13 protein-coding genes and 1 tRNA gene are annotated in these 12,742 nt (G+C 61.0%); 5 read left to right on the forward strand and 9 right to left on the reverse strand.

Annotated features, from left to right (window positions below; translation table 11 throughout):
- Positions 1–128: 128 nt before the first annotated feature.
- From ahcY to ACFO3E_RS17645, 3 genes are all read right to left on the reverse strand, one after another.
- Complete coding sequence (gene ahcY, locus ACFO3E_RS17635; RefSeq protein WP_066523813.1) at positions 129–1,538, reverse strand: adenosylhomocysteinase; 1,410 nt, start codon at positions 1,536–1,538, stop codon at positions 129–131.
- Between the two features lie 120 nt (positions 1,539–1,658).
- Positions 1,659–2,195: a hypothetical protein gene (locus tag ACFO3E_RS17640; protein WP_066523812.1), complete on the reverse strand. Its 537-nt coding sequence runs from the start codon at positions 2,193–2,195 to the stop codon at positions 1,659–1,661.
- A 184-nt stretch (positions 2,196–2,379) separates the two neighbouring features.
- On the reverse strand, positions 2,380–2,940 hold the full coding sequence (locus ACFO3E_RS17645) for a YqgE/AlgH family protein (RefSeq protein ID WP_066523811.1): 561 nt from the start codon (positions 2,938–2,940) through the stop codon (positions 2,380–2,382).
- A gap of 135 nt (positions 2,941–3,075) precedes the next feature.
- On the opposite strand from ACFO3E_RS17645, the gene ACFO3E_RS17650 reads away from it, so the two are divergent.
- Together ACFO3E_RS17650 and ACFO3E_RS17655 are read left to right on the forward strand one after the other, a co-directional pair.
- Positions 3,076–3,558: a peroxiredoxin gene (locus ACFO3E_RS17650; protein WP_066528444.1), complete on the forward strand. Its 483-nt coding sequence runs from the start codon at positions 3,076–3,078 to the stop codon at positions 3,556–3,558.
- Between the two features lie 80 nt (positions 3,559–3,638).
- Complete coding sequence (locus ACFO3E_RS17655; protein ID WP_066523810.1) at positions 3,639–5,093, forward strand: AMP nucleosidase; 1,455 nt, start codon at positions 3,639–3,641, stop codon at positions 5,091–5,093.
- Between the two features lie 38 nt (positions 5,094–5,131).
- On the opposite strand, the gene ACFO3E_RS17660 is transcribed toward ACFO3E_RS17655, so the two are convergent.
- The 5 genes from ACFO3E_RS17660 to ACFO3E_RS17680 form a co-directional block, all read right to left on the reverse strand.
- Positions 5,132–5,893, reverse strand: coding sequence for an alpha/beta fold hydrolase (locus ACFO3E_RS17660; RefSeq protein ID WP_066523809.1), 762 nt, complete (start codon positions 5,891–5,893; stop codon positions 5,132–5,134).
- Entirely contained in the window at positions 5,890–6,582 is a 693-nt protein-coding gene (locus ACFO3E_RS17665; protein WP_066523808.1) for a DUF2238 domain-containing protein, read from the reverse strand. The genes ACFO3E_RS17660 and ACFO3E_RS17665 overlap by 4 nt, the downstream gene beginning before the upstream one ends.
- Before the next feature lie 9 nt (positions 6,583–6,591).
- Positions 6,592–7,617, reverse strand: coding sequence for an aspartate-semialdehyde dehydrogenase (locus tag ACFO3E_RS17670; RefSeq protein ID WP_066523807.1), 1,026 nt, complete (start codon positions 7,615–7,617; stop codon positions 6,592–6,594).
- Between the two features lie 99 nt (positions 7,618–7,716).
- The gene (locus ACFO3E_RS17675; protein ID WP_197486291.1) at positions 7,717–9,951 is read right to left on the reverse strand and encodes a S9 family peptidase; all 2,235 of its coding nucleotides are present in this window, start codon (positions 9,949–9,951) and stop codon (positions 7,717–7,719) included.
- A gap of 77 nt (positions 9,952–10,028) precedes the next feature.
- Positions 10,029–10,103 (reverse strand) — tRNA-Val (locus tag ACFO3E_RS17680).
- Between the two features lie 135 nt (positions 10,104–10,238).
- On the opposite strand from ACFO3E_RS17680, the gene ACFO3E_RS17685 reads away from it, so the two are divergent.
- Positions 10,239–10,364: an entericidin A/B family lipoprotein gene (locus tag ACFO3E_RS17685; protein ID WP_066523806.1), complete on the forward strand. Its 126-nt coding sequence runs from the start codon at positions 10,239–10,241 to the stop codon at positions 10,362–10,364.
- 21 nt (positions 10,365–10,385) lie between these two features.
- Here the strand turns inward: ACFO3E_RS17685 and ACFO3E_RS17690 are convergent, their stop codons facing one another.
- On the reverse strand, positions 10,386–10,574 hold the full coding sequence (locus tag ACFO3E_RS17690; RefSeq protein ID WP_066523805.1) for a hypothetical protein: 189 nt from the start codon (positions 10,572–10,574) through the stop codon (positions 10,386–10,388).
- 172 nt (positions 10,575–10,746) lie between these two features.
- Here ACFO3E_RS17690 and hslV point away from each other — a divergent pair, with 172 nt between their 5' ends.
- Both hslV and hslU read left to right on the forward strand, forming a co-directional pair.
- The gene (gene hslV, locus ACFO3E_RS17695) at positions 10,747–11,313 is read left to right on the forward strand and encodes an ATP-dependent protease subunit HslV (protein WP_066523804.1); all 567 of its coding nucleotides are present in this window, start codon (positions 10,747–10,749) and stop codon (positions 11,311–11,313) included.
- Between the two features lie 94 nt (positions 11,314–11,407).
- Entirely contained in the window at positions 11,408–12,709 is a 1,302-nt protein-coding gene (gene hslU / locus ACFO3E_RS17700) for an ATP-dependent protease ATPase subunit HslU (RefSeq protein ID WP_066523803.1), read from the forward strand.
- Positions 12,710–12,742: the final 33 nt, after the last annotated feature.

The following is a 12,742-nucleotide window of genomic DNA, read 5'->3' on the forward strand; positions in this document are numbered from 1 at the left end:
ACCCAACTCGCAGGCAGCGTGAAGCGGTCAGAGGGAAAGAATTATCATTGATACGCTTGAGGCGCGGCCACAACTCCTGGCGGCCACCAACAAAAAGGGGAGGCGTTGGCCTCCCCTTCCCTGTTCGCTCAGTAGCGGTAATGGTCCGGCTTGAATGGCCCTTCCTGGGTCACGCCGATATAGGCGGCCTGCTTGGGGGTCAGCTTGGACAGCTTCACGCCCAGCTTTTCAAGGTGAAGCGCGGCGACCTTCTCGTCCAGATGCTTGGGCAGCACATAGACGTCGTTCTTATAGGTGTCCGACTTGGTCCACAGTTCGATCTGCGCCAGCACCTGATTGGTGAAACTGGACGACATGACGAAGCTCGGGTGGCCGGTGGCGCAGCCCAGGTTCACAAGGCGGCCCTTGGCGAGGACGATGATCTTCTTGCCGTCAGCGAATTCGACTTCATCGACCTGTGGCTTGATTTCCGTCCACTTCATGTTGCTGAGCCCAGCGATCTGGATCTCGCTGTCGAAGTGGCCGATGTTGCAGACGATCGCCATGTTCTTCATCGCGCGCATGTGATCGACGGTGATGACGTCTTCATTGCCGGTCGCGGTGACGAAAATGTCGGCGCGGGTCGCCGCTTCTTCCATCGTCACGACTTCATAGCCCTCCATCGCCGCCTGCAGCGCGCAGATCGGATCGACTTCGGTCACCAGCACGCGGGCGCCGCCGTTGCGGAGCGAGGCGGCCGAACCCTTGCCCACGTCACCGAAGCCAGCGACCACGGCGACCTTGCCAGCCAGCATGACGTCGGTGGCGCGACGGATGGCGTCGACCAGCGATTCCTTGCAGCCGTAGAGGTTGTCGAACTTCGACTTGGTGACGCTGTCGTTGACGTTGATCGCCGGGAAGGGAAGCTTGCCCTTCTTCGCCAGTTCATAGAGGCGGTGAACGCCGGTGGTGGTCTCTTCCGAGACGCCCTTGATCGCGGCGACGGTCTTGGTGAGGTAGCCCGGACGCTCGGCGAGGTAACGCTTCAGCGTCGCGACGAAGATTTCTTCTTCCTCATTGCCGGGGGTGAACAGCTCTTCCCCAGCTTCGACACGCGCGCCCCACAGAGCGAACATGGTGGCGTCGCCGCCGTCATCCAGGATCATGTTGCAGGTCGTGTCACCCCATTCGAAGATGCGGATGACATAGTCCCAATATTCTTCCAGCGTCTCGCCCTTGACGGCAAAGACGGGGATGCCGCGCGCGGCGATGGCGGCGGCGGCATGGTCCTGGGTCGAGAAGATGTTGCACGAGGCCCAGCGGATCTCGGCGCCCAGTTCGGCCAGCGTTTCGATCAGCACGGCGGTCTGGATCGTCATGTGCAGCGATCCGGTGATGCGCGCGCCCTTCAGCGGCTTGGCAGCGCCAAATTCCTGACGAAGCGCCATCAGGCCGGGCATTTCGGTTTCGGCGATCTCGATTTCCTTGCGGCCGAAAGCGGCAAGGCTGATGTCGGCGATCACATAATCCTGCGCCTGAGCGGCGGGTGCGGTGGCCACGAGCGGGTCTCCATTGGTCTAGAATGTGCCGGAGCCGCTCGACGAGCGAAACGGCGGCGATGGGCTGCGCTTTACCAATCGCCGCCGTTGATGGCAACTCAATATAAAGTTTTCTTTATGTCAGTCCTGCGGGTCCCGCGCAGCGACGGCGACAGATGCCCTGCTCTCCACTTCCTTACCAGCGATCGCCATCACCACATCGCAGCGGGCGCCCGACAAATGAGGGGTGACTCCGGCCGCGTCGGCTAGTTCCAGCAGAGCCGAGCGGGTCGCAGGCAGCGCGTTGGCGGCGTCCGTGATTGACTGAAGATCCCGGCAAGCAAGCCCATCGGCTCCCGCCCCATAGACGTTCGCGAGCTGGGTCACATAATTGTCATAGGCCCCCAGCGCACCGACAGGCCCAGCCACCGAGCGGAAATGTTCACGCAGTTCATCGTTAACCTGTGTCAGGGCCTCCCGCTTTTCGCGGATGAAGCGATTATAGGCTGTGAGGAAATTGCTGCCGGTGGAGCGGCAGCGCAACGCGGATACCATCAGCATCATCTCAAAATCGCGGATTTGCGCGGCTTCTACAGCAACCGGCTTCCAACAAGTTGAGGCGCTGGCTGGCGCAAGCGGCATCGCCGCGGCAATGACTGCCGCCACAAACTTCTTCATAATGTAAACCCCCGTGCAATATCCTGTGCCAGAGGGTGCGCCCGTCCGCTTGCCGCATCGTCAACAGACAGGGTTAGCGGAATTTTACCGCATTCGGTTCAGTTACGATGCAGAAACAAGCCATGCTAACCGCCATCGTTGCGCGGCGGCATCGGAAATGACCACAGAAAAATCTGGCGCCGCGTCAGGCCGAACCCGCGCCGCTCACAAGATGAGAAGCATCGACTCCGGCCGCGGCATAAGCGGCGGCCCATTTCTTTTCCGCCGGGACGGTGAATAGAATGTCCGCGGTGCAATCCACCGGGAACCAGCTTTCTCCGCTCATTTCCCGGTCCAGTTGACCAGCACCCCACCCTGCATAGCCGAGCGCGACGATATACCGGCTGGGGCCGGTGCCTTCTGCAATGGCTTTCAGGATTTCGAGCGAGCCGGACAGGCCCCAATCAGGACCGACCTCCACCATGTCATGCCCTTTCCAATCGAGCGAGTGGAGGACGAAGCCACGGCGGGGTTCGACTGGCCCTCCCCGCAGCACCGGCAGGTCGGGCACATTACGCGCGTCGATGTCGAAACTGTCGAGCAGGTCGTGCAGCCCCACCCCTTCGATCTCGTCACTGACCGAGATGCCCAGGGCGCCATTTTCATCATGGACGCAAATGGCCACGACCGAATGATCGAAACGCATATCTTCCATGCCCGGCAGCGCGAGCAGGAACTGACCGGCATAGGAGCGGGACTGGTTCATGGTGCGAATATACGCCGCCCAGCGTCTTTGCCAATGGCGGGCTGTCGTTCGCAGGAGGCAACGCGGCACATTCGTGCCCTTGACAGAGCGCGCGGCAGCGCCGACCTCCCGCGCTACAACGGCAGGAGACAGAACATGACCATCAGCAAGGGGGATCGCATCCCCGCCACCACCTTCACCAAGATGACCGATAATGGTCCGGAGCAGGTCTCCTCCGACGAGTATTTCGCAGGCCGGACTGTTGCGCTCTTTTCCGTTCCCGGCGCCTTCACCCCGACCTGCTCGGCCAAGCATCTGCCCGGCTTCGTCGAAAAAGCCGAAGTGTTGAAGGAAAAGGGCATCGATGAAATCGCCTGCACCGCCGTCAATGACGCTTTCGTGATGGGCGCCTGGGGCAAGTCTGCCGGCGCGGATGAGAAGGTTACCATGCTGGCGGACGGCAATGGCGACTTTGCGAAGGCGCTCGGGCTCACCATGGACGGCAGCAAGTTCGGCATGGGCACGCGGGGGCAGCGTTTCTCGATGATCGTCAAGGACGGCGTGGTTGCCGAACTGAATGTCGAGGAACCGGGCAGCTTCCAGGTTTCTTCGGCGGACCATCTTCTGGGCCAGCTCTGAACTTAAAAAGACCGCGCGGCATCCTCTTTGCCGCGCGGCCTCGGCTTTCTTCCGTCACATATCTGCGGTAGCAAGGGTCGATGACCAAAAGCATCGGCAGCGCGGCGGTTGCGCAACTCGACCGGATATATCAGGCCTCCATCGGAAATCTGCGCGAGGCGATGCAGGCTTATGGCCGCGATGGCAGCGTGCCTCCGCCAGAGGCGAAATCCGACCGCCGATATTGTTATCCCGAACTGCGCATCACGCATAATGCGGAGACCGACGCGCCGCCGCCCGGCCGATCGTTCGCGCGCCTGTCGAAACCGGGCCTCTATGTGACCACCGTTACCCGGCCAGGCATGTTTGCCGACTATCTGTCGGAACAGATCGACCTGCTGGTCCGGGATTATGGCGTCGCGGTCGAAACGGGGATCAGCGACCAGCAAATTCCCTTTCCCTATGTGCTCGATGGCCTCGACATCAGCGCGCTGGATGGGACGCCGCCGACCGAACTGGCGCGGCATTTCCCGGCGACTGAGTTGGCTGAGATCGGCGATGAGATTGCGGACGGCCTCTTCATGGCGAATGCGGAAGGACACCGGCCGCTGGCGCTATTCGACGGGTTGCGTACCGATTTCTCTCTGGCCCGGCTGAAACATTATACCGGCACGCCAGCGGAACATGTTCAGCGCTATATCCTCTTCACCAACTATCACCGCTATGTGGACGAATTCGTGGACTGGGCCTGCGCGGAGTTGCGGCGGGAAGGCGCGCCCTACACGGCGCTGTCTGGCGCGGGTGGCGTCTATGTGACGCGCGAGACGGCTGATCCGGCCCGGATGATCGCCGACAGCGCCTGGCGCAAGCACCAAATGCCCGCCTATCATCTGATCGCGCCGAACCGCAGCGGGATAACGCTTGTGAATATCGGTGTTGGACCGGCCAACGCCAAGACTATATGCGACCATCTGGCGGTAGTGCGCCCGGAAGCTTGGCTGATGATTGGCCATTGCGGCGGCCTGCGTCCCAGCCAGCGGATCGGGGACTATGTGCTGGCCCATGCCTATCTGCGCGATGACAAGGTGCTGGATGACATGCTGCCGCCCGAGATTCCGGTGCCAGCCATCGCTGAGGTGCAGGTCGCCCTAGCGAAAGCGGCCGAGGCGGTGTTGGGCGGTAATGACGAAGAGGATTTCAAACGGCGCTTGCGCACGGGCACGGTCGTAACCACCGACGACCGCAATTGGGAGCTGCGTTATTCCAGTTCCGCCTTGCGCTTCAGCCTATCGCGCGCCGTCGGGATTGACATGGAGTCGGCCACCATTGCGGCACAAGGCTATCGTTTCCGGGTGCCATACGGGACGCTGCTTTGCGTTTCAGACAAGCCGATCCATGGCGAACTTAAATTGCCAGGACAGGCAAACCGATTTTATGAAGAAGCGATCTCTGGGCATTTGCGCGTCGGGTTGATGACCTGCGAATTGCTGCGACAGGAAGGGCCCAAGCTGCATAGTCGCAAGCTGCGGGCCTTCAACGAACCCCCGTTCCGCTAAGCACAGCCCATCGACTTTGCACGTTCGCGGTCAGGCACTTAGACGCTGAGAAAATCCAGTATAGCCTGCCCCAACTCTTTCCGGGTCACGGCATTCATGTGATTGCCGGGAATCTCCACATAACGGCCGTTGGGTAGCGCGTCGGCAAGTTCCTGTGCGACGCCATTGTCCTGATCGTCCGCGCCGCAGATGACTTCCACCGGCTGGGTGAAAGTCGCGATCTTCTCGGCTTGCGTATCGACGAAGGTGTTGAGGATGTGGAGCATTGCCACCGGATCGCCCTTGGTGGTCTTGAGAAACGCCTCCGTCATCCATTCGGACGTACCGCGCTCAAACGTACCAAGGTTGGTAAGGACCTTCTTGTAGTAGCCGCCCTTGTCGAGGGTGTGGACGAGGCCGCGCAAGCCCATGCCCGCCAGGACAACGCGGCGCGGGGTTGCGCCCCGTGCGAGCATCCGCACCGTGGTGCGCGCGCCTAGCGAATAACCGCCCAGATCATAGTCAGTCAGCCCCAGCTGTTCGATCACAGCCAGATTGTCATCGGTCAGCGCGTCGGGCGGATAGGCAGCGGCGTCATGCGGCTTTCCGCTCTCACCATGGCCACGCAAGTCAGGCAGGATTAGGCGGAAGCCAGCCTCCACCAAACGGGCGGCATGGCCATAGCGTACCCAATTCGTGTAAGCGTTGGAGAAATAGCCATGGATCAGGACCAAATCGCGCCCTTCGCCCGCGACATGCACGGCGATGGGCAAACCACCAAGCCCCTTGATCTCCAGCTTTTCCATTGCAAGGTCCGTCATGGTCGCTCCGTAGATGTAGCCGGGTGCGATATGGCGTCAGCCCCGCCTTGTCGAGACGGGCGCACGCACAGAAACAATATCGAGATTAGCGCGCCCGCCTGAGCCGCCGCCATGTCCTTTTGCGGGTCCCACACGTCGCCCTGCTGGCCATTATACCAATCGGCCGTTTCTCCCTCGGCCATCAGCGTCAGCAGCCATTCGAACATTTCATAAAGTGCGCCGACGAAGCCGATTGCGACGAAGCCAAACAGCAGGCTCCACCCCAGAGACATTCCGCCCCAACGCCGCGCGAACTGCGTGAGCGGTGGTGTCAGCAGCAGGCCGAAAGCAAAATGCACAAGGCGGTCATAGCCGTTGCGCCGCCACCCGAATGTGCCGGAAATATCATGACCAGTGATAGCGCGCGCCCAGTTATCATAGGGCACATAGGAATAGATGTAGCGGCCACCCAAGGTGTGCAGCAGCAGGAAGGCTAATATGCAGGCGACAGCGCCGTTCGTCAGCGGCCAGCGGCTCAGAAGCCAGGGGGCAACGAACGCCAAAACCAGCGTTGGCCCATGTTGCAGCGGTGACAGTTCGGGATAAGGCTGGTTGATCTGCGCGGCGGCGATGGCCGCGAGCAAAAGCAGGATCATCCGGCGCTGCGCTATCGGAAGGCTTTTCCAGACGGCAGCAGCACCGGATATCATCTGATGGGCTCAGCCCTTCTTGAGGTGACGACGGCCCAGCAGTTCGGCGATCTGCACAGCGTTGAGCGCCGCGCCCTTGCGCAGATTGTCGCTGACACACCAGAGCGACAGGCCATTATCGACGGTCGAGTCTTCACGGACGCGGCTGACGAAGGTCGCATAGTCGCCGACACATTCGACCGGGGTGACGTAGCCGCCATCCTCGCGCTTATCGACGAGCATGATGCCCGGCGCTTCGCGCAGGATGTCCTGCGCTTCCTTGGCCGAAATCTCATTCTCGAACTCGATGTTCAGCGCCTCGGAATGGCCGACGAACACGGGGACGCGCACGCAGGTCGCCGTGACCTTCACCTTGGGATCGAGGATCTTCTTGGTCTCCGCAACCATCTTCCATTCTTCCTTGGTCGAACCATCGTCCAGGAAGACGTCGATGTGCGGTATCACGTTGAAGGCGATCTGCTTGGTGAACTTCTTCGCCTCCGCCGGATCGCCGACGAAGATGTTGCGCGACTGTTCGAACAGCTCGTCCATGCCCGCCTTGCCCGCGCCAGACACCGACTGGTAGGTGGCGACGACGACGCGCTTGATCTTGGCGGCGTCATGCAAAGGCTTGAGCGCCACCACCATCTGCGCGGTCGAGCAGTTCGGGTTCGCGATGATGTTCTTCTTCTTGTAGCCGTCGATCGCGTCTGGGTTCACTTCGGGCACGATCAGCGGTACATCCGGGTCCATGCGGTAGAGCGACGAATTGTCGATCACCACGCAACCGGCGGCCGCCGCTTTGGGCGCATATTCGGCCGTCGGGCCGGAGCCCGCCGCGAACAGGGCGATGTCCCATCCGCTGAAGTCGAAATGCTCGATATTCTGGCATTTGATGGTCTTGCCGGTGTCGCCGAAATCGACGGACAAACCCTGCGACCGGGGCGATGCAACCGCCGCGATCTCGTCAATAGGAAACTCGCGCTCGGCGAGAATGGTCAGCATTTCGCGGCCCACATTGCCCGTGGCACCAACGACGACGACCTTGTAACCCATGACTAAAGACTCCACTCCATGCAAAATTGCGGAGTGCGCGCCATAGCGCCGCTGCGGTAATTGTCCAGCATGAAGCGGCTACACCGCGGCAAAGCTCTCCTATTTCGACGGAGCATCGGGCGCCGTCCCGTGGCGAGCCAGAAAATCCTCAATCGTGCGCCAAAGATGGACGCTGATGCCGGGACCGCCCACACGATGAGTCTGGCCGGGATAGACCATCAATTCAAACGGCACGGCGGCCGCCTGCATCTTCGCCATAAGGGCCGTCATATTGTCGAACACGACATTGTCGTCCGACATGCCGTGGACCAGCAGCAGCGGGTCCTTGATCTTCACGGCGTCATCGATCGCGCCCGAGTGGGGATAGGCGCTAGGCTTGTCCTGCGGCTTGCCGAGGTAGCGTTCGGTATAATGGGTGTCATACAATTCCCATCGCGTGACCGGAGCGCCAGCGATCGCAGCGGAAAAGACGCCGGGCGCCTTCTCCAACAGCTTCACGGACATGTATCCGCCATAGGACCAGCCATAGGTCGCGATCCGCTGAGGATCGACATAGGGCTGAGCCTTCAACCATTCGACGCCTTTTAATTGATCCTCGACCTCGACCGTGCCCATCGCACGGTAAAGATGATCCTCGAACGCCTTGCCACGATCGGGCGTGCCCCGATTATCCACCGCGAAGACGATCCAGCCTCTATCCACCAGATATTGGTAGAGCGGCGAACTCCATTGATTGGTCACGATCCGGCCCGCACCCGGTCCGCCATAATGCAGCATGAAGACCGGATAGCGTTTCCCTGCTTCCAGCGGCGGAGTCATGATGCGGGTGTAAAGCGTCGATCCGTCCGCTGCCTTGATCGTGCCGAAGCGCGTCTTCACGTGGCTGCCGAGATAAGGCGCATAGGGATGGCCGTCCGCCACTGCATTTTCTGACAGCCACTGCAGCCGCTTGCCGCCGGTGTCGGCCAGATAGACCTGCTTCGGCTGATCCGTGTTACTGCGGGCGATCACGACGCGGGTGGCGGCGGCGTCCATGACGGCGTCGTTCCACCAGCCATTGCTGGTCAACTGGCGCAGCTTGCCCTTGCCCGACAGAGGCGCGGCATAAAGTTGCTGTTCCAGCGGCGTTTCGCGATTGCCGGTGAAATAAACGAGGCCCTGCTTCTCATCGACGGCGACAACATCGCGCACCTCCCACGGGCCGCTGGTCAGCGGCGTCCAGGAGCCGTCGCGCACATGATAGAGATGGCCATGACCGCTCTTTTCAGACCACCAGAGGAAGCTGCCATCACCAAGCGGCGTGAAATTGTTGCTGAGGTTGACCCAGCTCTTTGCTCTTTCAGCAAGCAGCACCTTGGCCTTGCCCGTGGTGGGATCGACCGCGAGCAGGTCCAGCGTCTTCTGGTCGCGGCTCTGACGCTGGACATAGAGAGTCCTGGCATCCTTCGACCAATCAACGCGCGCCAGATAAATGTCGCGTTCATGCCCCAGATCGACCTTCACCTGGCTCGATCCATCCGGCTTTATGACATAGAGATCGACCAGCGCGTTAGGCGTTCCGGCGGCGGGATAGCGCTGCTGATAAACCTTCGTTCCCTCGCCACCGATGGCGGTCCGCGTGACGATACCTACCGGCCCCTCATCGACGCGAGCGACAGCGATCATCGCATCATCCGGGGACCACCAATAGCCGGTGCGGCGATCCATTTCCTCTTGTGCGACGAACTCGGCGACGCCCCAGCTTACCGTGTCACTCGCACCTTGGGTCAGTTGGCGTTCCCGTCCACCGATCGGCTGCACGAAGAGATTACCCTCGCGCACAAAGGAAACGAAGCCGCCCTTGGGGCTGACGATCCCATTCAACTCGCCTTCGGGTGTGTTGGTTAGCCGTGTGACGCGACCATCCAGCGCGGCCAAAAAGAGATCGCCATCGACAGGGACCAGGATGCTCTTGCCATCGGGCGCCCAGTCGTAGCTGACGATGCCCGTATTTCCAGCGATCGAGCGGTCCCGTTCGCGCTGCATCTTCTCGGCCTCGGACAATTCCGCACCGCTCCCCACCTTCTTCGAATCGACCAGCATCCGTTCGACCCCCGTCGAACTGTCGATCGCCCAGAGATCGAGCCGCTCCTTTTCATCCGTCCGCGGTTTCAGCAATGTGACCAGCTTGCCGTCCGGCGACAATTTCAACGCGCGCGGCTGAGGCCCAGATAGATCGGGATTGGCAAAGACGCGCTCCAGCGTCAGCTTTTGCTCGGCTGCGGCTGGAACCGTCGCGGTCGCCAGCAGCGCGCCGATGGCCGCGCCACCCTTCGCATAAGAGGAAATCGTCATTCGGCGAAGTTAGCGCCTGGGAGCTGAAAAGATCAATGTAGGGAAATAATCTTTCCTACCACGACCAAGGGAGGTCATGGTGGGCGCGACAGGGATTGAACCTGTGACCCCACCCGTGTGAAGGGTGTGCTCTACCGCTGAGCTACGCGCCCCCTGAAAGGAGGATGCGGCCATTGGCACCCGTCACCGCTCCTGTCAAGCAGGGGTGAAACCGAAATCGTAAATTGGGCTTATTGCCTTTTTGTGGGGCCGCTTTAGTTGCGAGACCAGAAAGGGAGTGACTGTCTATGCGTCAAACCATTGCCTTCGTGATTGCCGGGTTTCTTCTCTCCGGCCTGGCAGCCTGCAACACCGTTCAGGGTGTGGGCCGCGATATTGAATCCGTCGGTCGCGCAGGCGACCGCGCTATGTAAGCTGAGCGATCATCGCTTGAATTACTGAAGAACGCGGCTGCCCATGGCCGCGTTTCTTTCCAGCCGGACGCCATCGCAATCCGGTTCGCCGCAGTTGCACGCGGCGAGGGTGTAGCGGACGCCGCACATCACCAGAACATCATGGTCGAAGGTGTAGTTGGAGATCCCCGCGCGCTCGACTTTTTCCCGCGCTCTGGCCTTCAGAGACATTGGATTTCCTCCCGTTCACCAGTCTTCATGATCCGTGCTGCTCCGCACAAAGTCAATTAACCGGAATTGGTTCCTGAACGAATTGTCATAATTCCGTCTAGAAAATGCCACGATCCAGCGCCCCGGGCTACTATGCTTGCGCGGTAGCCCATTCGCTCCCATATGCCGCGCCATGAACGACCAACGCTCCAGCGCCATGCCGGTCTGGCACGGCACCACCATCATGTCGGTACGTAAGAACGGGAAGGTGATCGTGGCCGGTGACGGCCAGGTTTCCATGGGCCAGACCGTCATGAAACCGAACGCCCGCAAGGTCCGCCGCCTGCATGACGGGTCGGTCATTGGCGGCTTTGCAGGCGCGACGGCTGACGCCTTCACCCTGTTTGAACGGCTGGAAGCAAAGCTGGAACGGCATAACGGCCAGTTGATGCGCGCCGCCGTGGAGTTGGCCAAGGACTGGCGCACCGACAAATATCTGCGCAACCTGGAAGCGATGATGATCGTCGCCGACAAGGAAGTAACGCTGATCCTGACTGGCAATGGCGATGTACTGGAGCCGCTGGGCGGCGTCGCGGCGATCGGGTCAGGCGGCAACTTCGCCCTCGCCGCCGCCCGCGCGCTGGTGGAGTATGAAGAGGATGCGGAAACGCTCGCCCGCAAGGCGATGGCCGTGGCGGCGGATATCTGCGTCTATACCAACGACCAACTGGTGATCGAGGAATTGCCCTCGGTAACTTAACTCCGTTCGGGTCGATCTGGTCGAAGCTCTTCCCTTCTCTTCAACTTAAAGAAATGCCCTTCGACAAGCTGAGGGCGAACGGATTTCCAAAGACATGAACGACAACCTGACCCCCAAAGCCATCGTCTCCGCGCTGGACGCGCACATCATCGGGCAAGCCGATGCCAAGCGCGCCGTCGCCGTGGCATTGCGCAACCGCTGGCGGCGTCAACGCCTCTCACCCGATTTGCGCGACGAAGTGACGCCCAAGAACATCCTGATGATCGGCCCCACGGGTTGCGGCAAGACGGAGATCAGCCGCCGCCTCGCGAAGCTGGCCGACGCACCCTTCGTAAAGGTCGAAGCCACCAAGTTCACCGAGGTCGGCTATGTCGGCCGCGACGTCGAGCAGATCGTCCGCGACCTGGTCGAAGAAGCCGTTCGCCTGGAAAAGGACCGCCGCCGCGAGGCCGTGCGCGAGGCTGCCTCCGAGGCCGCCATGGGCCGCCTGCTTGACGCGCTCACAGGCAAGGAAGCGAGCGAGGCGACACGCCTCTCCTTCCGTCAACGGATCGAGAATGACCAGATGAATGACGTCGAGGTGGAGGTAGAGGTTGCCGACAGCCCCTCCATGCCGATGGAAATTCCCGGCATGGGCGGCCAGATCGGCATGATCAACCTGTCCGACATGATGTCCAAGGCTTTCGGCCAGACGCAGAAGAAGCGTCGCAAGCTGCGGGTTGCGGAAGCCTGGGACAAGCTGGTCGAGGAAGAGCAGGACAAGCGGCTCGACCAGGATGATGTCGCCCGCGTCGCTATCGCCAGCGCCGAGCAGAACGGCATCGTCTTCCTGGACGAGATCGACAAGATCGCGGTCAGCGATGTACGCGGCGGCTCTGTCAGCCGCGAAGGTGTGCAGCGCGATTTGCTACCGCTGATCGAGGGCACAACGGTTTCGACCAAATATGGCCCGCTCAAGACCGACCATATCCTGTTCATCGCGTCGGGCGCGTTCCATGTGGCGAAGCCTAGCGACCTGCTGCCTGAGCTTCAGGGCCGCTTGCCGATCCGCGTGGAGCTCAAGGCGCTGACCGAAGATGATTTCGTCGCCATCCTCTCCGACACGAAAGCCAGCCTTGTTGCGCAATATCGCGCATTGCTGGCGACTGAGGGCGTGACCATCGATCTGACGCCGGACGGCATCCGCGCGGTGGCGAAGATCGCAGCGGAGGTCAACAGCGAGGTTGAGAATATAGGCGCACGCCGCCTTCAGACCGTGATGGAAAAGCTGCTGGAAGATGTGAGCTTCGACGCAGAGGACCGCCAGGGTGAAACGCTGGTGATCGATGCAGCCTATGTCGGCAAGCAACTGAACGAAGTTGCGCGGAATACCGACCTTAGCAAATATGTACTCTAGCCCCCCTGCCGCATGCGGAGGGGCTGGGAGGTG

It is taken from the genome of Sphingobium tyrosinilyticum, assembly GCF_042654265.1.
Lineage (GTDB): Bacteria > Pseudomonadota > Alphaproteobacteria > Sphingomonadales > Sphingomonadaceae > Sphingobium > Sphingobium tyrosinilyticum.

Excerpts from the sequence above, each read along its gene's own strand:
- ACFO3E_RS17640 (WP_066523812.1), bottom strand. The coding sequence starts at position 2,195 with ATGAAGAAGTTTGTGGCGGCAGTCATTGCCGCGGCGATGCCGCTTGCG.
- ACFO3E_RS17645 (WP_066523811.1), bottom strand. The coding sequence starts at position 2,940 with ATGAACCAGTCCCGCTCCTATGCCGGTCAGTTCCTGCTCGCGCTGCCG.
- ACFO3E_RS17650 (WP_066528444.1), top strand. The coding sequence starts at position 3,076 with ATGACCATCAGCAAGGGGGATCGCATCCCCGCCACCACCTTCACCAAG.
- ACFO3E_RS17655 (WP_066523810.1), top strand. The coding sequence starts at position 3,639 with ATGACCAAAAGCATCGGCAGCGCGGCGGTTGCGCAACTCGACCGGATA.
- ACFO3E_RS17660 (WP_066523809.1), bottom strand. The coding sequence starts at position 5,893 with ATGACGGACCTTGCAATGGAAAAGCTGGAGATCAAGGGGCTTGGTGGT.
- ACFO3E_RS17665 (WP_066523808.1), bottom strand. The coding sequence starts at position 6,582 with ATGATATCCGGTGCTGCTGCCGTCTGGAAAAGCCTTCCGATAGCGCAG.
- ACFO3E_RS17670 (WP_066523807.1), bottom strand. The coding sequence starts at position 7,617 with ATGGGTTACAAGGTCGTCGTCGTTGGTGCCACGGGCAATGTGGGCCGC.
- ACFO3E_RS17675 (WP_197486291.1), bottom strand. The coding sequence starts at position 9,951 with ATGACGATTTCCTCTTATGCGAAGGGTGGCGCGGCCATCGGCGCGCTG.
- ACFO3E_RS17685 (WP_066523806.1), top strand. The coding sequence starts at position 10,239 with ATGCGTCAAACCATTGCCTTCGTGATTGCCGGGTTTCTTCTCTCCGGC.
- ACFO3E_RS17690 (WP_066523805.1), bottom strand. The coding sequence starts at position 10,574 with ATGTCTCTGAAGGCCAGAGCGCGGGAAAAAGTCGAGCGCGCGGGGATC.
- hslV (WP_066523804.1), top strand. The coding sequence starts at position 10,747 with ATGAACGACCAACGCTCCAGCGCCATGCCGGTCTGGCACGGCACCACC.
- hslU (WP_066523803.1), top strand. The coding sequence starts at position 11,408 with ATGAACGACAACCTGACCCCCAAAGCCATCGTCTCCGCGCTGGACGCG.